Here is a 23075-nt window from a genome sequence, read left to right on the forward strand (position 1 = left end):
GTTAGCGTGCGGTCATGCGCGCACCCATCGGACACTTCGACCACGCCACACCCGCCCCCGAGTGCCTCGACGAGCTCACCCGCCCGGTCGCCGACGCCGTACGCGAATGGCGGGGCAGCATTCCCGCCGAACAGATCGTCTACGTCGACACGGACCCGCAGTGGGCCGACACCGCCACGTTCGTCGAGCACTACGGCCGCGAGCTGCTCGACCAGTCCGCCAACTGCGTGGTCGTCGCGGGCAGGCGCGGCGGCGAGACCACGCTCGCCGCGTGCGTCGTCCTCTCCACCACCCGTGCCGACGTCAACGGCGTGGTTCGCCGTCAACTCGACGCCCGTAAGGCCTCGTTCGCGCCGATGGACACAGCGACCGGGGAGAGCGGTATGGAGTACGGCGGCATCACGCCCATCGGACTCCCGGGCGACTGGCCCGTGTTGGTGGACTCGGCGGTCGTCGAGCTGCCGTACGTCCTGGTGGGCAGTGGCCGACGGCGCGGGAAGCTGCTGGTGCCGGGGAAGGTGTTCGCGGAGCTGCCGAACGCGGTGGTGTTGGACGGGCTCGGTGTGTAAAGGCTGATCGGAGAGAGCCCGCGGCTGTGTCGCTGCCTCGAACGGGCGCTCCGACGGCCCTTCAGGCTCGTCGATCTCCAGTCCCACTCGGGCTCAGCCGCCGAACTCCCGCATCACCCCCGCCATCAGCGACGACACAGGAGTCCACGACTGCCTCAGGCTGTCCGAGCCCCACGCGCGGCCGGATTGCCGGAGCCGGTCAACTTGGCGGTGGCTTCGGCGAACACGCGGATCAACGGGCTCTCGTCCGCGGTGCGCCACAGCAGCGCCAAGGGTACGGGCGGCGCGTCTCGGACGGGGACGAAGGGGAGCTCGGGCCAGGGGTGGAAGTGGGCGGCCCGCACCAGGAGTTCGTCCATCACCTGGGCATGTCCGGCACCGGCTTCAGCGCCGCCAACCAGCTGGGGCTGGAGCGCCGGGGCGTGCTGCAGTCCACCCCCGGCCGGGCCGTCTACCTGTTCAGCGGCGCTGACACGGGCCGCCAAGGCCTTCGGGGCCTGAGCCCCCGCTGTCGCCGCACTCCCGAGGAGCCCGGCCGCGCCGCGTTCGCCAAGGGTCGGGGATCGGTCGGCGGCTCCCTGTTGCACTCCGGACCGACAGCCTCGTACCTGCGGGAATACGACATCACCCACGAGCGGGCCGACGGACGTGGTCTGCGTCTTCGGCGCCGCTTCGTGATCACGACGGCGCGTGGTGGGCCAAGGCCAGATGCGGATCCGTCTCGCCGGGGGCCGGTGCCGGATCGGCGTGGACCAGGGCGGCGGTGAGTTTCGGGACGGCGTGCAGCAGGGCGTGTTCGGCGTCCACGGCGATGCGATGGGCCCGGCGGACGGTCGCCTCGCCGTCCACGACGACCGCCACCTCGGCCCGCAGCCGGTGCCCGATCCACCGCAGCCGCAGCTCACCCACGTCGCGTACCCCCTCGACCTGCCGCAGCGCCCGCTCGGCGCGGTCCACCAACTCCGGTTCCACGGCGTCCATCACGCGCCGGAAGACCTCGCGGGCGGCATCGCGCAGCACCAGCAGAATCGCGGCCGTGATCGCCAGTCCCACCAGCGGGTCGGCGAGTTGCAGGCCGAGGGCGGCCCCGCCCGCGCCCACCAGCACGGCGAGTGAGGTGAACCCGTCCGTTCGGGCGTGCAGTCCGTCCGCGACGAGCGCTGCGGAGCCGATCTCGCGGCCGACGCGGATGCGGTGCCGGGCGACCCACTCGTTGCCCAGGAAGCCGATGAGGGCGGCCGCCGCGACGACCGGGATGTGCCGCATGGGCCGCGGGTCCAGCAGTCGGTCGATCGCCGTCCAGGCCGCGAACGTCCCGGACGCGGCGATCGTCAGCACGATCACGATGCCCGCGAGGTCCTCCGCCCGCCCGTAGCCGTACGTGAAGCGGCGCGTCGCCGCGCGGCGGCCCAGTACGAAGGCGATCCCGAGCGGTACGGCCGTCAGCGCGTCGGCGGCGTTGTGCACGGTGTCACCGAGCAGCGCGACCGACCCCGAGACGACCACGACGACCGCCTGCGCCAAGGCCGTCGCGCCGAGGACGGCCAGGGAGAGCCAGAGCGCCCGCATGCCTCGGGCCGACGACTCCAACGCGGAGTCGAGCTTGTCGGCGGTTTCGTGGGAGTGGGGGGTGAGGAGGTGGCGCAGACGGCTCGCGAGGGTGGTGTGCGCGTGAGGGAGCGGGTGGGTGTGAGGGCGGGGGCGCCCGTGCCGGTGCTGGCGAGTGCGGTCGTGTCCGTGCGGGTGATCGGGGCCGTGCTCGTGGCTCTGCGGGTGCCCATGGCCGTGCTCGTGTCCGTGCGGGTGATCGCGGTCGTGCCGGCGGTGCGGATGCCCGTGGCCGTGTCCGTCCCCGTACGGCTCTTCGTGAGCGTGCGGCTGCTCGTTGCCGTGCTCGTGGTGGTGCCGATCGCTCACGTGGGGCCCCTTCCGCCGTGCGGGAGTGGACGTGTCGGTGTCCACCGGGCCATTATGTGCGTATGAGCGCACGCATGCACCTATCACCTGCGCATGATGCGCACCCGCGCACCCCCGGCGAGGAGCAGTTCGCGCTCGCCGCCGAACTCCTTGCCCTCCTCGGCGATCGCACCCGCCTCGCGCTGCTCCATGCCCTGACCGGCGGCGCAGCCGACGTCACCACGCTCACGGAGGCATGCGGCGCCGCGCGTCCCGCCGTCAGCCAGCATCTGGCCCGGCTCCGGCTCGCCGGGCTCGTGAACACCAGGAAGGAAGGCCGCCGGGTGATCTACTCGCTCGGCGACGGCCATCTGCGCCGGGTGGTCGACGAGGCACTGAGCCTTGCCGACCACCGCATCAACGACCGGCCCGCGCACGACTGACGACGGCCAGGAGGCCGTGCGCCCCGTGGTCGCGGTACCCCTCAGTCGTCGGTGTCGTCCTCGCCCGCCTCCAGCAGGTTCGCCGCCGCGCCCACGATTCTCGGGTCCGGGCTGCCGACGACCTCCTCGTCCTTGTCGGCGTAGTCGAAGCGGGCCAGGACGCTGCGCATGGCCTCGACACGAGCTCGCTTCTTGTCGTTGCTCTTCACCACGGTCCAGGGCGCCTGTTCGGTGTCCGTCTCGCGGAACATGGCGACCTTGGCGGCGGTGTAGTCGTCCCAGCGGTCCAGCGAGGCCAGATCCATGGGGCTCAGCTTCCACTGCCGTACGGGATCGACCTGGCGGATCGTGAAGCGCGTACGCTGCTCGCCCTGCGAGACCGAGAACCAGAACTTGATCAGGTCCACCCCGTCGTCGACGAGCATCCGCTCGAAGGCCGGGGCCTGCCGCGTGAAGCGCCGGTACTCGTCGTCCGTGCAGAAACCCATGACCCGCTCGACGCCCGCCCGGTTGTACCAGGACCGGTCGAACATCACGATCTCGCCCGCGGTCGGCAGATGCTCCACGTACCGCTGGAAGTACCACTGCCCACGCTCGCGCTCGGTCGGTTTCTCCAGGGCCACCACCCGGGCGCCGCGCGGGTTGAGGTGCTCGGTGAACCGCTTGATCGTGCCGCCCTTGCCGGCCGCGTCCCGTCCTTCGAAGACGATGACGAGACGCCGTCCCGTCTCCTTGATCCAGCTCTGCAGCTTCAGCAGTTCGATCTGCTGGAGCCGCTTGTGCCACTCGTACTCCTTGCGCTCCATGCGCTGCGGGTACGGGTAGTTCTCGCGCCAGGTCTCCACCGGGCTGCCGTCCGGGCGGATCAGCACCGGGTCGTCGTGGTCGCTGTAGTCGACTCGCATGCCTGACAGCAGTTCCGTCATCCGGCCCTCCTCTTCTTCGGCTTCCCACGTCCCGCAGTGATCAGTGGAACTGGGGCACGATCAGATAGATGCCGTACGCCACCACGGCCGCGCAGGCCAGGAAGCAGAGCCCGGCCTGGGCGAACCCCAGCGCGTCGCCGCCGTCGCCCTCGCGCGCGGTCTCGACCCGGGCGAGGCCCAGCACGCCGAGGGCAAAAACTACGACCACTCCGACAGTAACTCCGGTGCTCACCGCGGCGACCTCGCCGAGTGCGGTCCAGTCGAGATGCATGTCCGGAAATCTCCCTGGCTCAGGCAGCGGCGCCGACGTCGGTCGGCGTCGCGGTGCGGATGGTGACCTCGTGGTGGTCGTTGACGTTGGCGGCGTGCACCGGGTTGCGGCGCGACGCCACCACGATGAAGAAGGCGACGGCGGCGGCGACGAGCGCGATCACCACGGTGCCGACGTTCCCGCCGTGCTTCACCACGCTCGCCGAGACCCCGCCGACCAGCGCGGCGGCGGGCAGTGTGACCAGCCAGGCGATGACCATGCGGCCCGCGGTGCCCCAGCGGACCTCGGCCAGGCGCCTGCCGAGACCTGCGCCGAGGATGCCGCCCGAGCAGACCTGCGTGGTGGAGAGCGCGAAGCCCAGGTGGGCGGAGGTGAGGATCACCGTCGTGGAGGCGGCCTCGGCGGCGAAGCCCTGCGGCGACTGGATGTCGGTGAGCCCCTTGCCCATGGTGCGGATGATCCGCCAGCCGCCCAGATAGGTGCCGAGTCCGATGGCCAGACCGGCCGACGCGATCACCCACACCGGGGGACCCGCGTCATGGCCCAGCGCGCCCGCCGAGATCAGCGTCAGCGTGATGACGCCCATCGTCTTCTGCGCGTCGTTCGTACCGTGCGCGAGCGAGACCAGCGAGGCCGAGGCGATCTGCCCGAGCCGGAACCCCTTGGTCACCGACTCCTTGCGGGCCCGCGCGGTGATCTTGTAGGCGAGGTAGGTGGCCAGCAGTGCGGCGACGCCGGCCACGATCGGGGAGGCCACGGCGGGGATCAGCACCTTCTCGACAACCTTGTCAAAGTGCACGCCGTGCTCACCGGCACCCACCCAGACCGCCCCGATCAGTCCGCCGAACAGGGCGTGCGAGGAGCTGGACGGCAGCCCGAGCAGCCAGGTCAGCAGATTCCACAGAATCGCCCCCACCAGCCCGGCGAAGATCATGCCCGGGGTGACCAGAGTGTCGTCCACGATGCCGCCCGAGATCGTCTTGGCGACCTCGGTGGACAGGAACGCCCCGCCGACGTTCAGAACGCCACTGATCAGGACCGCTGTTCTCGGTTTGAGCGCACCGGTGGCGATGGAGGTGGCCATCGCGTTCGCGGTGTCGTGGAACCCGTTGGTGAAGTCGAAGGCCAGCGCCGTGGCGATGACGACCGCCACGAGGAACGTGATGTGGTCCATTCCTCGATGCAAGCAACCGCAGGCATACGCACGGCGAATCGGAAGCGAAGCCCACACATGCCGGAGTAAAGGTGAACATGTGTTTGCGGGCGTATCGGACGGAGTCCCCGCGGGGCACGGTGGGGCGCGTGCGCGGCTGCCCCGTCGCCCGCCGAGCAAACCGCTTGCCGTGATCGTCACACGGTCGTCAGGATGGCGCCATGCCCACCTTCACCGCACTCGACGGGACCCAACTCGCCTACCACGCAACGGGGGAGGGCGAGCCGCTGCTCTGTCTGCCCGGTGGGCCGATGCGCGCCTCCGCCTACCTCGGCGACCTCGGTGGACTGTCACGGCACCGCCGGCTGATCAGGCTCGACCTGCGGGGCACCGGCGACTCCGGCATCCCGGCCGACCCGGCGACATACCGCTGCGACCGGCAGGTCGGCGACGTCGAGGCACTCCGCGCGCACCTCGGGCTGGAACGCGTCGACCTGCTCGCCCACTCGGCGGCCGGCGACCTCGCGCTCCTGTACGCGGCCGGGTACCCGCGGCGCGTCCGCTCCCTCACGCTCGTCACCGGCCGTGCGCGGGCCCTCGGCGTCGACTTCACGGAGGAGCACCGCAGGGAGGCGGCCGCCCTGCGCAAGGCGGAGCCGTGGTTCGAGGCAGCTCACCCGGCCTACGAACGGGTCTGGGCCGGTGCCGCGAGTGACGCCGACTCGGACGCCATCGCCCCGTTCTTCTACGGCCGTTGGGACGCGGCTGCCCAGGCGCATGCCGCGGCCGACGCCGAACAGACCAATGAGGAGGCCGCGGAGCTGTACGCGTCCTCCGGCGCCTTCCGTCCCGCCGAGGCCCGCGCGGTTGTCGCCGCCTGGGACGCGCGGGTGTTGCTCGTCGCGGGCGCCCTGGACAGCGGCCCGCTGCCGCGCGTCGCCGCTGCCATCGCGGAACTCTTCCCCCGGGCCGAGCTGACCGTCCAGCCGGGTGCCGGGCACTTCCCGTGGCTCGACGATCCGGACGGCTTCAGCGAGACCGTCGCCGACTTCCTCGACCGGGAGAAGTGACTGCCTCAGGTCAACCGCAGGTCGATCCACTCGGCGGACTCGCCCGGCAGCACATACCGCTCGATCTCGACGAACCCGCGCTTGCGCGCAAACCGCAGACCGTCCTCGTTGGCCGCCAGGACGACCGTCTCGATCACCTCGGCGCCCAGCTCGCGCGCCTGCTCGAGCCCGCGTGCGTAGAGCTCCTCGCCGAAGCCCTGCCCGCGGTGCTCGGCGAGCACGCGCGCGATCACCGTGGCCGTGCCGGTGTCGTTCGTGGGCGGACGCACCGTTGTGCAGCCCACCAGGACGTCGCCGAGATACGCGACCTCCAGGCGGTTGCGGCGGACGCGCTCCCGTACGTCGTCGAGCGACATGGCGGCGGGCGGGACGATCACATTGTGGACGTGCTGCCAGTCCTTGAGACGGGCTTCGTCGTCCGGCTGCTCGATGCGAAGGATGGACACGGGGTGCAGGAAACCGGTGTCGCCCACGGGACGTCAACCGCATTTGCCCGCGGGGCGGCGGTCGGTCAGCCGAGCCGTGGGATCTCGATGGCCGGGCAGAGGTCCATCACCATGTCGAGCCCGGCGGCCCGGGTCCGGTGGTACGCGGCCTCGTCGATGACGTCGAGCTGGAACCAGACGGCCTTGGCGCCGATGGCGGCGGCTTGGTCCGCGACGGGGCCGGCGAGGTCGCCGTTCACGAATACATCGACAACGTCCACTTCGAAGGGGATCGCTGAGAGGGTGGGGTATCCCTTCTCACCGTGGACCGTCTCGGCCTTCGGGTGGACGGGGACGATGCGCTTGCCGAAACGCTGGAGGACGTCTGCCACGCGGTGTGCCGCGCGCCGCTCGTTCGTCGAGAGGCCGACGATTGCCCAGGTGTCGCCGAGCTCGGTGAGGATCTTGCGGATCGTTGCCGGGTCGCCGTACACGGTCGGCCTCCTTGGAGTCTCTGCGGGTGTTGTCCAGCGGACCAACAGCGTGCGGCGGGCGACCATTCCCCGGAGGCCGAGCGACTCCGCACACCGGGATGGATTCCTTCCGGGCTTCCGGGCCGCCCATGGCGCTGATCAGCGATCGGGGTGCGGTGTCCTCGCGTCGGTCGATCCCGGCTCGGGTCGACACTCGGCCTCTCTCCGAGAGGCTCGATCTCCGAGGGGCTCGCTCTCCATGCCGGTGCAGACGCGGCGAGTTGGGCACCACAGGGACGCCCCGCGTGTCCGGCGACATGTCGGTCGTTGGCGTCCACGTTCCTCGGCGACGCGGGTCACAGACCCCAGGGCGTGGCTCAGCGCTCCAGGACCAGGGCCAGACCCTGCCCGACACCGATGCACAGCGCGGCCAGCCCCGTGCCCGTGCCCGCCGCGGCGAGCTGGTGGGCGACCGCTCCCGTGATGCGGGCGCCCGAGGCTCCGAGGGGATGCCCGAGGGCGATCGCGCCGCCCCTCGTGTTGAGGAGGCCGGAGTCGAGGTCGGGCAGGGCCGCGAGGCAGCCCAACGCCTGTGCGGCGTAGGCCTCGTTGAGCTCGACGGTGTGCAGGTCGCCGAAGTCGCGCCCGGCCTTCGCCAGCGCCTTGCGGATGGCGTCCACCGGGCCGAGACCGAAGTACTGCGGCTCGATGCCGGTCACGGCGCCCGCCCGGATCCTGGCCAGCGGCTCACGGCCGATCTGGGCCAGCCCGGCCTCGTCGGCCAGCAGCAGGGCCGCCGCGCCGTCGTTGAGGGGCGAGGCGTTGCCGGCCGTGACCGTGCCGCCCTCGCGGAAGACGGGCTTGAGGCGGGCCAGCGCCTCGAGGGACGTGTCGTCCCGGATGCCCTCGTCGCGGGGCAGGTCAACGCCGTCGACGGGGACGACCTCGTCGTCGTACGCACCGTCCTTCCACGCCCGCGAGGCCGTCTCGTGGCTGGCGAGCGCGAAGGCGTCCTGGGCCTCGCGGGTGATTCCGTACTTGTCGGCGATCAGCTCGGCGCTCTCGCCGAGCGGGATGGTCCATTCCTCGGGCATGCGCGGGTTGACCATCCTCCAGCCCAGGGTGGTGGAGTACAGCTGCTGGTTGCCGACCGGGAATGCCTTGTCCGGTTTGGGCAGGACCCAGGGGGCGCGGCTCATGGACTCCACTCCGCCTGCGACGGCGATGGAGGCATCGCCGAGCGCCACCGCGCGGGCGGCTTGGATCACGGCCTCCATCCCCGAGCCGCACAGCCGGTTGACGGTGGCTCCGGGGACGGTGACGGGCAGCCCGGCGAGCAGGACGGCCATGCGTGCGACGTCGCGGTTCTCCTCCCCGGCGCCGTTGGCGTTTCCGAAGAGCACGTCGCCGATGAGGGCGGGGTCGAGGGCGGGGCTGCGGTCGAGCAGGCCGCGCAGCACGCCGGCGGCGAGGTCGTCGGGGCGCACTGACGACAGTGCGCCGCCGTAGCGGCCGATCGGCGTACGGACGGCGTCGACGACGTAGACGTCCCGCAGGCGCTCGTTCATCGAGACTCCTTGTGGTGGAGGGGGAGATACGGAAGGTGGCTGATGTCAGCCCGCCGGTCCGGGGTGCTGTCCGGGAAACCCGGCCGGCGGGCGATCGGGGGGAAGCCGACCCGGGGTCATCCGACGGGGTCGGGCATTCGTACGCGCGCGGCGGTACGGCTGACGATGTCGTCGGCCCTGACGCCGGGAGCCGTCTCGACGAGGACGAGACCGTCCTCGGTGACGTCCAGGACACCGAGGTCGGTGATGATGCGGTCGACGCATGCCCTGCCGGTCAGGGGCAGGGTGCAGGCCTCCACGACCTTCGGGCTGCCGTCCTTGGCGCAGTGGTCCATGACGACGATCACCCGCCGGGCGCCGTGGATGAGATCCATCGCACCGCCCATGCCCTTGACCATCTTGCCCGGGATCATCCAGTTGGCGAGGTCCCCGGCGGCGGAGACCTGCATGGCTCCCAGGATCGCGGCGTCGATGTGACCGCCTCGGATCATCCCGAAGGACAACGACGAGTCGAAGAAGCTCGCGCCCGGCAGCACCGTGACCGTCTCCTTGCCCGCGTTGACGAGGTCCGGGTCGACGTCCTCGTCGGCCGGGTACGGGCCGACACCGAGGATGCCGTTCTCCGACTGGAGCACCACGTGCACCTCTTCAGGGATGTGCTCGGGCACCAGCGTGGGCAGTCCGATGCCGAGGTTCACGTAGTCGCCGTCCTGGATTTCGGCGGCCGCTCGTGCGGCCATCTCGTCCCTGGTCCAAGGCATCAGCGTCGCACCGTCCCTCGTGCCGGAGGCGCGGAGACTGTGCGCCGTTCGATCTGCTTGTCCGAGGCCTGCTCCGGCGTCAGTTCGACCACCCGCTGGACGAAGACGCCGGGGAGATGGATCTTGTCCGGGTCCAGCTCGCCGGGCTCCACCAGCTGCTCCACTTCGGCGACCGTGACGCGGCCGGCCATGGCGGCGAGCGGGTTGAAGTTGCGGGCCGAGCGGTGGAAGACGAGATTGCCGTGGCGGTCGCCCTGGGCGGCCCGGACAAGTGCGAAGTCGGTGGTGATGCCCTGCTCGAGCACGTAACGCCGGCCGTCGAACTCGCGTGTTTCCTTGGGCGGTGAGGCGACTGCCACGGTGCCGTCGGGTGTGTAGCGCCAGGGCAGGCCGCCCTCGGCGACCTGGGTGCCGACACCGGCGGGGGTGAAGAAGGCGGGGATTCCGCAGCCGCCGGCACGCAGGCGTTCGGCGAGCGTGCCCTGCGGCGTCAGCTCGAGCAGCAGTTCCCCGGAGAGGTACTGCCGGGCGAACTCCTTGTTGTCGCCGACGTATGAGCCGGTGACCCGGGCGATGCGACCCGCCGCGAGGAGGATGCCGAGGCCGCCGCCGTCCACACCGCAATTGTTCGACACCACGCTCAGCCGGCTCGCGCCGGTCGCGTACAGCGCCTGGATCAGCACATTGGGGACACCGCTGAGGCCGAAGCCGCCGACGGCGAACGACGCTCCGTCCACGACACCGGCCAGCGCCTCCTCGGCGGTGGCAACCACCTTGTCCATGGGCACTGCACTCCGTTCGGGTCCGGCAGCTCGCCGGAACGGCGTCTGCCTTGTTTCGTGTGGTCCTGTCTGGGGGCCGGGGCTTCGTGTGGTCCTGTGTGGGGCCCGGGCCGCGCCGTCAGCGCTGGAGCACGGTCCTCAGCGCGCCGAGCAGCTCGGCATTGGCCGAGGATTCGTCCTTCGGCGTCGTGGCGGACCGCCAGGCGATGTATCCGTCCGGACGGACGAGCAGGCAGGCGTCCTCGGCCACCTCTGATACGCGGCGCCACTCGCCGTAGGCGTCGCGGCTTTTCTCGCCGCCGATGCGCGCGCACTTGAGTGGAACACCCAGGGCGGCCTCGCAGGCGGCCGCGGCGGCCTCCCAGACGCCTCCGGACGGCCCGGTCACCAGAGTGAAGGTTCCTTTGCCGACGACGTCCAGCGTGGACAGCCGGTGGCCGTCGTTGTCGACGAGCCAGGCGTGCGGCAGCTTGGCGCCGGGACGGGTCGTGGGCCGGTGGATCAGCTCCGGGTCCCCTGTCCACACCTCGGCGGGGCCGGCATCCTGGATGACCGCGGAGGACACATAGCGCTGGTTCGTCTCGACACCGTGGGCGTTGAACTCGTAGTTCTTCAGCTGGATGGCTTCCTCCAGCGCCTGCCGCCGCTTGGTGCCGTCGGGCGTCTCGCTGCGGGATGCGGCGAGACCGTTCGCGATGTCGTCGTCCCCGCTGTACCCGTCGAGGCCCAGGGCTTCGAAGATCGGGCCGAACTGGTCGCGGCTCAGGTTGGCGCGATCGACGATCTGCTTGCCGACCGGTGCCCGCTCCGTGGTGTAGGTGTCCAGGAGACCCGGTCCGGCCTGACCACGGATGACCATGGCGAGCTTCCAGGCCAGGTTGTACGAGTCCTGGATCGAGGTGTTGGAACCGAGACCGTTGGACGGCGGGTGCCTGTGTACCGCGTCTCCGGCGCAGAAGACACGCCCGGCCGAGTACGTCGTGGCGTAGCTGTGATTGACCGTCCACAGTGAGCTCGACGTGATCTCGACGGGAATGTCACGGGCGCCGATGAGGTCGTGGACGATGTCCCGGGCCGTCGCCTCGTCCATCTGGGGCGGCGGCTGGTCGATGTCGTACCCCCACACCAGCAGCCACTCGTTCCACGGCCGCACCATGCGCACCAGGCCCATGCCGATGCCGCCCATGTGGGCGCCCGGACGCAGCACCCAGTACAGAACGCTCGGGCGGTGGGCCACATACCGGGACAGGTCGGCCTTGAAGGTGATGTTCATGCTGCCGGCCTTGCCGCTCTGTCCGGCGATCGGCAGCCCGATCTGCTCCGCCACCCGGCTGCGGCCGCCGTCCGCACCGATCAGATAGCGGGCCCGCACGGTGAACTCGTCTCCGCGCACCCGGTCCCGGAGCCGGGCGGTGACGCCGTCGGCGTCCTGCTGCAGGCTGAGGAACTCGGTGTCGAAGCGGACCTTGGCGCCGCGCGCGGCGGCGTTGTTCACCAGGATCGGTTCGAGGTACGTCTGCGGTAGGTCGATCATCTGCGTGGGGCTGGCGGCACCGTACTCGGTGGCCGCGTGCGGACCGGTGCCCCAGCTGCGGATCCGGCCGATCTCCTCGCCGGTCAGGGCGGTGCACAGGACGGTGTCGCCCATGAGTTCGGCGGGGCTGCCGGCCGCGGCGGCTTCGGCGTCCACACCGAGGTCGCGCAGCACCTCCATGGTGCGCTGGTTGGTGATGTGTGCGCGGGGGGTGTTGGCCAGCCAGCCGTACTTGGTGACGAGCAGCGTGCGAATTCCGTAGGTGGCCAGGAGCAGGGCGGCGGATCCGCCGGCGGGGCCGCTGCCGACCACAAGGACGTCGGTGTCGTAGGCGTGGGTCGATTCCATGGGACTGCTCCTGATCAGCGGGTCGGTTCGTCGGCGAGGCGGGCGATGCGGAAGGTGAACTGCAGGCTGCGCCACTCCCCGTCGATCGCGCGGCCGCCCGGGGGCGGTCCGACGCGCGGCGCGAAGTCGACGACCAGGCCCTCCTTGACTCCGAACACGGTGTCGGAGTCCATGTAGCGCCCGCCCTTCACGAACAACTGGGTGACCAGGCGCTGGTGGCCCGGTGCGGCGATCATGAAGTGGAGGTGGGGGGCACGGTAGGGATGACGGCCCACCGCCTTGAGCATCTGTCCCACCGGCCCGTCGTCCGGGATCGGATACTCGGCCGGCAGGATGCTCCAGAAGCGCAGCCGTCCCTGCTCGTCCGTGCGCAGGCGGCCCCGGAGCACCGGCCCTTCGCACTCGGGCAGTTGGACGTCGTAGAACCCGTCCTTGTTGGCCTGCCAGACATCCACGACGGCGTCCGGCACGGGCCGGTCGTCCGTGTCGGTGATACGGATGTCGGCCCACAGGGGAGTGCCGGCGACCCCTTGCGAGATGTCGTCGCCGTGTGCGGTCTCCGGGGGACCCTCCGTGTAGAACGGTCCGAGGACAGCCGACGGTGTGGTCTCGGGGGTCCGCGAATTGGTGAGCAGGTCGACGACGCTGGAGACCCCGAGGGTGTCGGACAGCAACACGAACTCCTGGCGGGTGCTCGTGCAGATCTGCCCGGTACGGGTCAGGAAGTCGACGGCGTACTGCCACTCGGATTCGGTGACGTCGTTGCTCGTCACGAAGTGATGCAGGTGCCGTACGAGGTCAGCGAGCAGCTGCCCGACCCGCGGATCGGGTGCGTCGGCGAAGCTCGTCACCACCTGTTCGGTCAGGAGCTCCAGGTCCGTGGCCGCCCCGGCGGCAGGGGGCGCCTGCACCGCAGGAACTGCCGGACGGCGGCCCCGCCAGGCGTCACGCAGCAGATTCTCGATGCCCTCGGACGTGAGCTCCCGGGGATTGGGGTACGGCGTGGCGGTGGCCAGCCGCGCGGCCTCCGCCAGGTCACCCTCCGCCATGCCCAGTCCGGCCAGCGAGGTGGGGCCGCCCAGGGAGGCGATCAGGTCGAACACTCCGCTCGGGGCGTCTTCCACCCCGAGCGCTTCGGCGATGCGGCGCATGACGTCCGGGGCGGCAGGCGCGTTGTAGGCCATGGCGTGCGGCAGGATCACCGTGTGTGTCTCCGCGTGCGGCAGCCCGTACGCGCCGCCCAGCGTGTGGCACAGCTTGTGGTGCAGTCCCATTCCGACGGAGGCGAGGCAGGTGCCGGCCAGCCAGGCGGCATGCAGAAGGTCGGCGCGCGCCTCGGTGTCGGACGGCTCGGCGACGAGCGCGGGCAGGGCGCGGGAGATCCTGGCGACCGCGTCGAGGGCGATGGCGTCGATCACCGGGTTCGCCTGCGGCGAGTACAGGGCCTCCACGGCGTGGGCCAGGGCGTTGACGGCACTGGTGACCGACATGTCCACCGGCAGACCCCGGGTGAACTCGACGTCGTAGACAACGGTCTCGGGCAGAATCGCGGCCGAGGACTGGGTGGTCTTGCGTCCGCCTTGCGTCTCGCCCAGCACGGGGGTGACCTCGGAACCCGCGTACGTGGTGGGAAGGATCAGCTGCGGCAGATCCGTGCGCAGTGCCAGGGCTTTGGCCAGCCCTGTCGTGGAACCGCCGCCGACAGCCACCAGACAGTCGGCCGAGTGCTCCCGGAGCACGGCGAGCGCTCGCTCGGTGACCTCGACCGGGGTGTGCATCGCGGCGCCGTCGAACTCCGCCACGGTGAGGTCCCCGAGGACATCACGGACTCGGGCGGCGGCCTCGGCCACCTGCGGGCTGGACAGGAGGAGGACGCGGGAGCAGCCGAGCCGCTCGACTTCGTCGCGAACCTGGCCGACCGTTCCGGTGCCGAAGATGACCCGCGAGGGGTGGGAGGTGTAGACGAAGTTCCTCATCGTTTTCCGCCTTCGCGTGAGCCGTGGGTCCTTGGACGTCTGCCACCGAGTGTCGGGGCCGTGGACGTTCCGTTTCCTGCACGTTTCACGCGAGTTTCTGCAGGATCGGCGCAGTGCTCCCAAGGCCCGGCGGTCCGGTGCGGAGCGCGTCGGACCGCGGCGGGGCGGGCACGGGGCAGTGCGGCGGAAGGTGCGAGTGATGGGGCGGTCCGGGCTGCGGAACCGAAGGTCAGGCCGCCCGGCGGAAGACAGCGGGGGTCGTGCCCAGCTTGTCGCGCATCACGCGTGTGAGGTGTTCCTGGTGGGAGAAGCCGCAGCGGACAGCCACGTCGGCGATGGGCACCGTCGTGGTGCGCAGCAGCCGGCGTGCGTGGTCAAGACGCAGTTGGAGCAGGAACTGGTGCGGTGACTTCCCGGTGCTTGCTCGGAACCGTCTGGTGAACTGGCTCGCGCTCAGACCGGTGACCGAGGCCAGCTCGGCCACGGGCAGCGGCTCGGAGAGCCGCGTCTCCATCAACTCGCGTGCGGACGTGAGCTGCGGACCCGTCAGTCCTGACGACGCGCTGTCGCGCTCCGCGGGCCGGCCGGCCGCGTGCGCGTGGGCGAGCTGAGCGGCGAGCGTGCCGACAAGGTGGTCCGCGTAGGTGCGGGCGGAGGGCTCCCAGCGCCGCACGACGCCGTCCAGAGCCAGGACGAGGTGCTCGATCAGCGGGTCGGAGCTGCCCAGTTCCTCGGCGAGTTCCACCGTCCGGCCCTCACCGTGCGCTTCCTGCAGGACCGAGTCGGCGAGGTAGAGGTGGACGGTGTCGAGTCCCCCTTGGAGTTCCACGTCCAGCGCGCGGCCCGCGGGGTGGAGGAAGATCCCGCCGGCCGGAATCCGCTGGGTGCGCATCGACCGGCCCGCGCGGCGCCGGACGGTCACCGGGCCGTCCAGGTGCAGGATCAGCAGGTGGGTGGGGGCGGCGTCGAATGTCGCGTGATACGGCCGTTCTCGCTGGGTGGAGACATACGCGTGCTCCCAGCCCAGGCCTGAGCTGGTCCGCTCAGGGCTCACCCATGCCTGGCGCAGGATGCCGCTGGTGTCGAGGAGTCCCAGCTCAGACATCGGCGCGCCCCAGGTCGAAGATGCCCATGCGAGCCTCCCGTAGGGTCCGTCGTCAGATCCACTTTATTGAATGTTTAATTGCTGCGGCCTATTCCCCGCCGGACCACCCGCGCCCTGCCCACTGCTCCGGTGCCCCTTCGCGACTGCCTCCAGGCCTGCTGTGCCGGACGCCTGGAGGAGCGTGGTCGGCCAAGGGTGAGCCGCACGGCAGGGTCTCACTGTCCGTGTGTGTCGTGGGGCCGCACGGTGCTCAGCAGTTCCGTGTTGCGATCGCCGGTGCCGCCCGCCCAGCCCTCCTGGACCCCGGCCCTCATGCCGTCGGCCAGGCCGGGAGCGTTGTACGCCAGCTCCCGGTACAGGGAGGCGAGGCCGACCGCCGACAGATCGTCGAAGTCCGGGGCGGTGCGGTGCGGGGCGGCCGACTCGATGAGGGTGGTGAACAGCGACAGCGTCCCGTCCTCGTTGTCGACCAGTTCGAACAGCCGGGCGTGGTGCGGATAGTCCACGTGGGAGGCGGTGTTGACCTCCCAGAAGGAGCGGGCGGGCGTCGCGTTCCCGTGCGGTGTGATCCGGTTGACGTGGCTGTGGCCGTTGATCCAGGCGACCACGTTCGGGAACCGGCTGAGCAGGGCGATGACCTCGGCGCCGTCGTGGCGCGGCTCGTCGGTGCGGGCGGCGTCGGGGCGGCGGGTCATGCTCGGGCTGTGGTGGTGGCTGAAGACCAGGATGTGGGCGTCGTCGGCACCGGGGTTGCGGACGAGACGGCCGTCCGCGTCGTAGGAACGGGAACTGTGCGCTGCCAGTGTCCTTTCCAGCCAGCGCAGTTGGTCGGTGCCGAGCGAACCCTCGTAGTGCCCGCTGCGGTACGTCGTGTCGATGCTGATCCCGATGACGTTCTCGGCGACCCGGAAGGTGTAGTACATCCGATCGCCGTCGAGATGGTCCTCCGTATAGCCGTGGCCGACCGGACCGGCACCGGCGTGGGCGGGGTCGAGGTGCGCGGCCAGATAGTCGTGCGGGGTGCACGTCCGGCGCCGCTCGTCGGCCGTCACGGTCCGTGCCGATGCCGCGTTCCTGCTCAGGATCGACTTGAGCACCTCGCTCTTGGGATCGTCGCCCGACCCCAGCGCCTTCGCGTAGGCGGCGGCGTCCGCGGGCGGTACCGACAGCAGCTTGCGGGAGCCGACCGCGTAGTCGCTCAGCGCGGGCGAGAGGCAACCGCCGGGCAGATCGTCGTGGTTGCCGACCGTCGAGTACCACGGGATGCGCAGCCCCGGGCTGGTCACCGGCCGGGTCGCGGCGTCGAGGAAGCCGGGGATCAGGGGCAGCCCGCGCCGCTTGTCGAGGTCGCGCAGCGCCGCGTCGCCCGGATGCCAGTACAGGGAGAGCCCGGAGTTCTGGACGCCTTCGTACACCCCCGGGTCACCAGTGTTGGGGGTGATCCGGCCGCCGCTCATCAGCGTGAGGAACCACTCCAGCTCGATCGCGGAGTTGTTGTCGACGTTGTCGCCCGTGGTCATCACGAACGCGGGCGGCAGACCGGTGTGCGGGCCCCCGCCGAGCGCGTTCACCTGCTCCACGAGCGCGACCGCGCCCGCCATCGTCAGCGCCTCCTGCGCCCGCCACGCGGTGGGCGTGCGCGATCGCAGGAACTCCGTGCGCAGGGGGTTCTGCACGTCGGCGAGATGCAGGTCGGTGAACTGCACGAAGCACGCGAGCGCCGTGCGCCGGTCCTCGCGCCCGGCACGGGGAGGCGCCAGGTCACTCCGTACGACCGTGGGCCAGCCGGGGCCTGAGACCAGCCGCCGGTAGGTGCCCGGGTGCGCGGTACCCCCGAGGCGCGCCGTCGTCTCCAGGGTGGTCGTGGCGCGCGGCGCCGACCGCTTGGCGGCGGTGTGTACGACGGGCTCGGGCTTCGCGGAATGGGGCCGGCGTTGCGGGGGCAGGAGTGCCCCCGCCGTGCCGGCCGCCCCCACTGTCGCGGCGGCGCCCGAGGCGAGCAGAAATCGACGGCGGTTGATCGCGGACGCGGGTTCGGTCCCGGCCATGGGGCGGCCCTCCGGTGCCTCCGAGTGACTCACTGAGCGGAACCACTCATTCAGGCCGCAGGGGCACACGCGTGGCGGCACGATGAACGCCGCCGGAACAGCAGCCCAGGCTGCCGGGCGGTCTCGGCGGACTCGGCCGCGGCGCGGTCCATGGCAGGCCGGGTGAAGCTTGTGCGGGAGCCGGTCGAACCCTGTTGCCCGGGCCCGGGAAGGAGCTCCGTCCGGGGTGACCCCGAGTCCGAAGACCTGCCGGCGGCCCTCGTGGTCGTACGGCGACAGGCCACTTGAAACGCGTACACATGTCTGGAATGGGTCCCACCTCCCTGCGCCCGGCCCCCGGCCCGCCTACGCTCACCTCGTGCTCCGTATCACCGACGCCCGAACGGGCGAGCCCACCGACGCCGCCCGCGCCCGCCGCAGCCTGGTCCGCGTCCACGCGCGCGCGTGCGGGTACGACACCACGGGTCTCCGGGTGCTCCTCGTCGCCGATGTCCTCGTACGGGCCCTGGAACTCGGCGGAACTCCCGTCTGGGCGACCCTGAGCTGCTCGGCGGACCGGGCGGAACTCCGAGCCGGCGCCGCGACGCTCGGTATCCGGCCGTTCGAGGAGCACCATGAGGCCGGGACCGAGCCGGGCGAGGCGCAGACCATCCACGTGCTCGGCCCGGACTGCGACCCGATGGACGACGGGACGACCGAGGGCGCGGCGACGGGCGGCGTGCGCGTCGAGGTCGCGCCGGTCGAGCCCGGCAAGGGGCCCGTGGACCCCTCCGTCCTGCGGCTGGCCCTGCTCGCGCACCGCAGGGACGAGCCCGTGCGGCTGGACGCGGCCACCCTGGCGGACGCCGAAGACACGCTCACGCGCTGGCGCGGTGCGGTCGCCGGCTGGGCGACCCGGCCGTCCCGGCCGGTCCCCGAGGATGTACGCCAGCGGCTGCGCGCAGCCTGGGAAAACGACCTGGACGTACCCGGCGTCCTGCGCGTCCTGCGCTGGGTGGAGACGTCCGACGTGCCGGACGGGGCGCGCTTCGAGACCTACGCCTACGCGGACCGTCTCCTCGGGCTCGAACTCACCCGGGAGATCGGGGCGTCGCTGTGATGGCGCGCGCCGGCGCCGGCCCGCTGCGCAGACTCGTCGTCCTGCGGCACGCCAAGTCCGCCTGGCCCGCGGGCGTGGCCGACCACGAGCGGCCCCTCGCGCCGCGCGGCCGGCGCGACGCCCCGGCGGCAGGCCGTGCCCTCGCCGAGGCCGACTGTCTGCCGGACCTCGCGCTGTGCTCCACCGCGGTGCGCGCCCGCCAGTCCTGGGAGCTGGCCGCGGAGCAGTGGGGCACCCCGCCGCCCGTACGGCTGGACGCGCGGCTGTACGGCGCGGACGTACCGGAGTTGCTTCAGGCCCTGCACGAAGTCCCTGACCAGGTAAGGACGTTGCTGCTGATCGGGCACAACCCCGGCCTTGAGGAGCTGGTCCTCGAACTGGCGGGGGACGGGCTCGGCGACGCGCTGGACCAGGTACGCCTGAAGTTCCCGACCTCGGCCGTCGCGGTTCTCGCCTGGCATGGCAACAGCTGGCGGGAACTCGCCCCCGGCACGGCCCTGTTGACGGACATGCTCGTGCCGAGGGGCAAGAAGCACCCCTGAGGCTCAGCCGACGTGGACCCGGGGCCTGCGCTCCGGGTCGGGCTCCGCGCGCCGGAGTACCTCCCGGGTGACCGGGGCGACTTCGCCCTCGCCGAAGACGAGGAAGCGCACGAGGTGGCTCAGCGGATTGCCCTCGGTCCAGTTGAAGTAGGCGTTCGGCACCTGGCCGGTGCGCTCGCGCAGCTGCATCAGGACGGCGGCGATCGTGTTGGGCACGGTCGCGCCCTCCACCCGCAGCCTGCGCACGCCGTGCTTCTCGTCGCCGTGCACCGTCAGGTCGGCCGTGAAGTCCGAGGAGTCCGTGACGAAGACCTCCAGGAACAGCACCGGGCGGCCGTCGGGGATGTGGGTGTGCTCGCGCTGGCTGTGCTCCTTGGCGCGGTACTCCCGGGTGCTGTGCTCCTGCGGCTCGTTCGCGATCAGCTGCAGGGGGCCACTCGCGGCGGCTTCGTCGACGAACCGTGCCGCCGCCTCGTCGAAGGTGACGTCGGCGGCGCGCAGTTCGAAGGCGCGGCGCACGCGGGACGCGAACGAGGTGATCAGGATCGCGAGGATGAAGATCAGCGCGATCTTGATGCCGTCCGGACGCTCGATCACATTGGTGACCAGGGTGTATCCGAAGACCGCGGTGATCGCGCCGAATCCGGTCGCGGCGGCCCGGCGGCCCCGCTTGTGCACGGCGACCGCCGAGGCGAAGGACGCGGAGAGCATCAGGACCAGCACACCGGTCGCGTACGCGCCGCTCTGGTCGTCGACGTTCGCGTTGAACCACAGCGTGATGAAGACCGCGGCCGCCATGAAGACCAGGACCAGCGGGCGCACCGCACGGGTCCACTCCGGTGCCATGCCGTAGCGCGGCAGATAGCGCGGCACGAGGTTGAGGAGCCCGGCGAGCGCGGAGGCGCCCGCGAACCAGAGGATCGCGATGGTCGAGAGGTCGTAGACCGTGCCGAAGGCCTCGCCCAAGTGCTCGTGGGCGAGATACGCGAGGGCGCGCCCGTTCGCCGGGCCGCCGCTCTTGAACGCGTCCTGCGGGATCAGGATCGTCGTCGCCAGGCTGGACAGCAGCAGGAAGCCGCTCATGATCACGGCGGCCGTGGTGAGCAGCTTGCGGGTGTCACGGATCCGGCCCGTCGGCTTCGCGTAGGTGTCCGTCGGGTCGCCCGTGACCTGGGGCATCACCGCGACACCCGTCTCGAAGCCGGACATGCCGAGCGCCAGCTTGGGGAAGACGAGGAGCGCCACGGCGATCATGGCGAGCGGCGAGGAGTGCTCGGCCGTCATCGCGTCGGTCCAGTCGCCGATCCTGACCGGGTGGCTCAGCACCTCCCAGGCGGCGACGGCCAGAACGACGACATTAAGTGTGAGATACGTCGCCACGAGCGCCACGGCGATGCCCATGGCCTCCTTGAAGCCCTTCAGGAAGACCGCACCCAGGGCGGCGACCAGGACGAGGGTGATCCAGACGTTGGCGTGGTGCATCCAGTGCGGAGCGAAAGGATTCTCCACGACATGCGCGGCGGCATCGGCGCCCGACAGCGTGATGGTGATCATGAAGTCGGTGGCGGCGAACCCGAGCAGCACGAGAACGAAGATCTTCCCCGCCCACCAGGGCAGCAGCCTCTCCAGCATCGCGATCGAGCCCTCGCCGTGCGGGCTCTCGCGCGCGACCCGGCGGTAGACCGGCAGCGCGCCGAGCAGGGTCAGCGCGATCAGCACGAGCGTCGCGAGCGGGGAGAGCAGTCCGGCCGCGAGTGCGGCGATACCCGGCTGGTAGCCGAGCGTGGAGAAGTAGTCCACGCCGGTGAGGCACATGACCCGCCACCACGTGTGGCCGTGGTGCTCGGCGTCCGGGGTGGCGTGCGGGCCCGGGTGCCGAGCCGACTGTTCGCTCAGGCCCTCCAGGAGCCATGCCCGCCGGCGGGGCGTGGCAGCGGAGGGCCCCGGTTCGTCGGGTTCGGTGGCGTCCTTGCTCTCCACCTGAGTGCCGGTCATGCTGCGATCTCCCTGCGATCGGTCGGGCCCCGTGGGCCGATGGTCTGGCCGGGGGCCTTGGACAACGACGAGCGAGTATCCACCACATCGTTGCCCGCGCCGCTGTCGGGGCGGCCCGGCGGGGATGCGCCGTCCGCCACGCGCGCGTGCAGCACATACGCTGGCGTGATGCAGGACGAGTACCGCACCGTGGCCCGCGCCGGCGTGCACGAGACCGAGGTCAACCGCTCCCGCTTCCTGTGCGCCCTCGCCCCGGCCGCCACCGAGCAGGAGGCGCAGGAGTTCATCGCCGGCGTCCGCAAGGAGCACGCGGACGCCACGCACAACTGCTACGCGTACGTCATCGGCGCCGACGCCGCCGTCCAGAAGGCGAGCGACGACGGCGAACCCGGCGGCACCGCGGGCGTCCCCATGCTCCAGATGCTGCTGCGCCGCGACATGCGGTACGTCGTCGCCGTCGTCACCCGGTACTACGGCGGGGTCAAGCTGGGCGCGGGCGGACTGATCAGGGCGTACGGCGGCTCGGTGGGCGAGGCGCTCGACGCACTCGGCACCATCACGCGCAAACGCTTTCGTCTGGCCACGGTGACGGTCGACCACCAGCGGGCCGGCAAGGTGCAGAACGACCTGCGCTCCACCGGGCGCGACGTGCGTGACGTGCGTTACGCCGAGGCGGTCACCATCGAGATCGGGCTGCCGGACTCCGACGTGGAGGCCTTCCGGGCGTGGCTGGCCGACGTCACCGCCGGGACGGCCGGGTTCGAACTGGGCGGAGAGGCATACGGGGACGCATAGGCGGGGCAGCCGGGCCGATACGGGAGTAGCCGCCCGTGATGTCCGACCCGCCCGTTAGTCTCGGGGATCATGAGGCTTCTGCACACTTCCGACTGGCATCTCGGCCGGGCGTTCCACCGGGTGAACATGCTCGGCGCCCAGGGCGAGTTCATCGGCCACCTCGTCACGACCGCGCGCGAGCGCGACGTCGATGCCGTGGTCGTGTCGGGGGACGTGTACGACCGGGCGGTGCCGCCGCTCGCCGCCGTCGAGCTCTTCGACGAGGCCCTGCACCGGCTGGCCGACCTCGGCGTGCCCACGGTGATGATCTCCGGGAACCACGACTCGGCGCGCCGGCTCGGTGTCGGCGCGGGCCTCATCGGGCGCGCCGGCATCCACCTGCGCACCGAGGCCTCGGCCTGCGGCACACCCGTGGTGCTCGCCGACGCCCACGGCGACGTGGCCTTCTACGGGCTGCCCTATCTCGAACCGGCCCTGGTGAAGGACGAGTTCGGGGTCGAGAAGGCCGGGCACGAGAGCGTGCTCTCCGCCGCCATGGACCGGGTCCGTGCCGATCTCGCCACGCGCGCGCCGGGCACTCGTTCCGTCGTGCTCGCCCACGCCTTCGTCACCGGCGGCGAGGCCAGCGACAGTGAGCGGGACATCACCGTCGGCGGGGTCGCCTCCGTACCCGCCGGCGTCTTCGACGGCGTCGACTACACCGCGCTCGGGCATCTGCACGGCAGCCAGACCATCACCGAGCGGGTGCGCTACTCGGGCTCCCCGCTGCCGTACTCGTTCTCGGAGACCGACCACCGCAAGAGCATGTGGCTCGTGGACCTGGGCCCCGAAGGCTCCCTGGGCGCGGAGCGGATCGACTGCCCCGTCCCCCGGGCGCTCGCCCGCATCCGCGGCCACCTGGACGACCTGCTCGCCGACCCGGAGCTGGAGCGCCACGAGGAGGCGTGGATCGAGGCGACCCTCACCGACCCGGTGCGCCCGGCCGACCCCATGGCGCGGCTGACGGAGCGCTTCCCGCACACGCTCAGCCTCGTCTTCGACCCGGAGCGGGCTCCGGAGGACCCGGACATCTCCTACGCCCGGCGTCTGGCCGGCCGCAGTGAGCAGCAGATCGCGGAGGACTTCGTGGCCCATGTGCGCGGCGCGGGCCCCGACGCGGACGAACAGGCCGTGCTGCGTGACGCGTTCGACGCCGTCCGCGCCGACGAGGCCGTACGGGAGGTCGCCCGGTGAAGCGACGGCTGCGGAACAGGGAGGGCGCCCAGTGACATCACGCGCACTGGAGTGCAAAAGGGC

22 protein-coding genes are annotated in these 23075 nt (G+C 71.3%); 7 read left to right on the forward strand and 15 right to left on the reverse strand.

From position 1 onward, the window contains the following. Positions 1-14: 14 nt before the first annotated feature. Entirely contained in the window at positions 15-569 is a 555-nt protein-coding gene (locus tag ACZ4RZ_RS38805) for a YbaK/EbsC family protein (RefSeq protein WP_467751902.1), read from the forward strand. A 155-nt stretch (positions 570-724) separates the two neighbouring features. Here ACZ4RZ_RS38805 and ACZ4RZ_RS38810 read toward each other — a convergent pair whose 3' ends face one another. Both ACZ4RZ_RS38810 and ACZ4RZ_RS38815 read right to left on the reverse strand, forming a co-directional pair. After that, complete coding sequence (locus ACZ4RZ_RS38810; protein WP_467751904.1) at positions 725-928, reverse strand: hypothetical protein; 204 nt, start codon at positions 926-928, stop codon at positions 725-727. Between the two features lie 319 nt (positions 929-1247). Beyond that, positions 1248-2486: a cation diffusion facilitator family transporter gene (locus ACZ4RZ_RS38815; RefSeq protein ID WP_467751905.1), complete on the reverse strand. Its 1239-nt coding sequence runs from the start codon at positions 2484-2486 to the stop codon at positions 1248-1250. 62 nt (positions 2487-2548) lie between these two features. On the opposite strand from ACZ4RZ_RS38815, the gene ACZ4RZ_RS38820 reads away from it, so the two are divergent. Continuing rightward, positions 2549-2908 carry an ArsR/SmtB family transcription factor gene (locus ACZ4RZ_RS38820; RefSeq protein WP_467751907.1) on the forward strand — a complete coding sequence of 120 codons (360 nt, stop codon included), beginning with the start codon at positions 2549-2551 and terminating at the stop codon, positions 2906-2908. A 41-nt stretch (positions 2909-2949) separates the two neighbouring features. Here ACZ4RZ_RS38820 and ppk2 read toward each other — a convergent pair whose 3' ends face one another. The 3 genes from ppk2 to ACZ4RZ_RS38835 are packed head-to-tail and all read right to left on the reverse strand — an operon-like array spanning position 2950 to position 5279. Then, positions 2950-3834 carry a polyphosphate kinase 2 gene (gene ppk2, locus ACZ4RZ_RS38825; protein ID WP_467751909.1) on the reverse strand — a complete coding sequence of 295 codons (885 nt, stop codon included), beginning with the start codon at positions 3832-3834 and terminating at the stop codon, positions 2950-2952. 40 nt (positions 3835-3874) lie between these two features. Continuing rightward, entirely contained in the window at positions 3875-4105 is a 231-nt protein-coding gene (locus tag ACZ4RZ_RS38830; RefSeq protein WP_467751910.1) for a hypothetical protein, read from the reverse strand. Positions 4106-4124: 19 nt separating this feature from the next. Next, positions 4125-5279: an inorganic phosphate transporter gene (locus tag ACZ4RZ_RS38835; RefSeq protein WP_467751912.1), complete on the reverse strand. Its 1155-nt coding sequence runs from the start codon at positions 5277-5279 to the stop codon at positions 4125-4127. A 200-nt stretch (positions 5280-5479) separates the two neighbouring features. On the opposite strand from ACZ4RZ_RS38835, the gene ACZ4RZ_RS38840 reads away from it, so the two are divergent. Further along, complete coding sequence (locus ACZ4RZ_RS38840) at positions 5480-6328, forward strand: alpha/beta fold hydrolase (protein WP_467751914.1); 849 nt, start codon at positions 5480-5482, stop codon at positions 6326-6328. Between the two features lie 5 nt (positions 6329-6333). Here the strand turns inward: ACZ4RZ_RS38840 and ACZ4RZ_RS38845 are convergent, their stop codons facing one another. The 9 genes from ACZ4RZ_RS38845 to ACZ4RZ_RS38885 form a co-directional block, all read right to left on the reverse strand. Beyond that, on the reverse strand, positions 6334-6774 hold the full coding sequence (locus tag ACZ4RZ_RS38845; RefSeq protein WP_467751916.1) for a GNAT family N-acetyltransferase: 441 nt from the start codon (positions 6772-6774) through the stop codon (positions 6334-6336). A gap of 65 nt (positions 6775-6839) precedes the next feature. Next, the gene (locus tag ACZ4RZ_RS38850) at positions 6840-7247 is read right to left on the reverse strand and encodes a CoA-binding protein (protein WP_467751917.1); all 408 of its coding nucleotides are present in this window, start codon (positions 7245-7247) and stop codon (positions 6840-6842) included. A gap of 356 nt (positions 7248-7603) precedes the next feature. Next, positions 7604-8794, reverse strand: a complete 1191-nt coding sequence (locus tag ACZ4RZ_RS38855; protein ID WP_467751919.1) for a thiolase family protein — start codon at positions 8792-8794, stop codon at positions 7604-7606. 116 nt (positions 8795-8910) lie between these two features. Beyond that, positions 8911-9555: a CoA transferase subunit B gene (locus ACZ4RZ_RS38860; RefSeq protein WP_467751920.1), complete on the reverse strand. Its 645-nt coding sequence runs from the start codon at positions 9553-9555 to the stop codon at positions 8911-8913. After that, a complete protein-coding gene (locus ACZ4RZ_RS38865; RefSeq protein ID WP_467751921.1) occupies positions 9555-10337 on the reverse strand; it encodes a CoA transferase subunit A in 783 nt (260 codons plus the stop codon). Before ACZ4RZ_RS38865 ends, ACZ4RZ_RS38860 begins: the two co-directional genes overlap by 1 nt. Positions 10338-10455: 118 nt before the next feature. Further along, positions 10456-12219: an FAD-dependent oxidoreductase gene (locus tag ACZ4RZ_RS38870; protein WP_467751922.1), complete on the reverse strand. Its 1764-nt coding sequence runs from the start codon at positions 12217-12219 to the stop codon at positions 10456-10458. Between the two features lie 14 nt (positions 12220-12233). Next, a complete protein-coding gene (locus ACZ4RZ_RS38875; protein WP_467751923.1) occupies positions 12234-14195 on the reverse strand; it encodes a maleylacetate reductase and hydroxyquinol 1,2-dioxygenase domain-containing protein in 1962 nt (653 codons plus the stop codon). Between the two features lie 229 nt (positions 14196-14424). Next, positions 14425-15300 carry a helix-turn-helix domain-containing protein gene (locus ACZ4RZ_RS38880; protein WP_467751924.1) on the reverse strand — a complete coding sequence of 292 codons (876 nt, stop codon included), beginning with the start codon at positions 15298-15300 and terminating at the stop codon, positions 14425-14427. Between the two features lie 215 nt (positions 15301-15515). Beyond that, positions 15516-17348, reverse strand: coding sequence for a TIGR03767 family metallophosphoesterase (locus tag ACZ4RZ_RS38885; protein WP_467751926.1), 1833 nt, complete (start codon positions 17346-17348; stop codon positions 15516-15518). Positions 17349-17706: 358 nt separating this feature from the next. On the opposite strand from ACZ4RZ_RS38885, the gene ACZ4RZ_RS38890 reads away from it, so the two are divergent. Both ACZ4RZ_RS38890 and ACZ4RZ_RS38895 read left to right on the forward strand, forming a co-directional pair. Next, entirely contained in the window at positions 17707-18447 is a 741-nt protein-coding gene (locus tag ACZ4RZ_RS38890; RefSeq protein ID WP_467751928.1) for a hypothetical protein, read from the forward strand. After that, positions 18444-18989: a SixA phosphatase family protein gene (locus ACZ4RZ_RS38895; protein WP_467751929.1), complete on the forward strand. Its 546-nt coding sequence runs from the start codon at positions 18444-18446 to the stop codon at positions 18987-18989. The genes ACZ4RZ_RS38890 and ACZ4RZ_RS38895 overlap by 4 nt, the downstream gene beginning before the upstream one ends. A 3-nt stretch (positions 18990-18992) precedes the next feature. Here the strand turns inward: ACZ4RZ_RS38895 and ACZ4RZ_RS38900 are convergent, their stop codons facing one another. Beyond that, positions 18993-20984, reverse strand: coding sequence for an APC family permease (locus tag ACZ4RZ_RS38900; protein ID WP_467751931.1), 1992 nt, complete (start codon positions 20982-20984; stop codon positions 18993-18995). A gap of 168 nt (positions 20985-21152) precedes the next feature. Between ACZ4RZ_RS38900 and ACZ4RZ_RS38905 the strand changes: the two genes are divergently transcribed. Together ACZ4RZ_RS38905 and ACZ4RZ_RS38910 are read left to right on the forward strand one after the other, a co-directional pair. After that, positions 21153-21779 (forward strand): YigZ family protein, encoded by a 627-nt coding sequence (locus ACZ4RZ_RS38905; protein WP_467751933.1) that lies wholly within the window; start codon positions 21153-21155, stop codon positions 21777-21779. Between the two features lie 69 nt (positions 21780-21848). Next, complete coding sequence (locus ACZ4RZ_RS38910; RefSeq protein WP_467751934.1) at positions 21849-23012, forward strand: exonuclease SbcCD subunit D; 1164 nt, start codon at positions 21849-21851, stop codon at positions 23010-23012. The last annotated feature ends 63 nt before the right edge of the window (positions 23013-23075 follow it).

This window comes from Streptomyces sp. NPDC027189 (genome assembly GCF_055566975.1).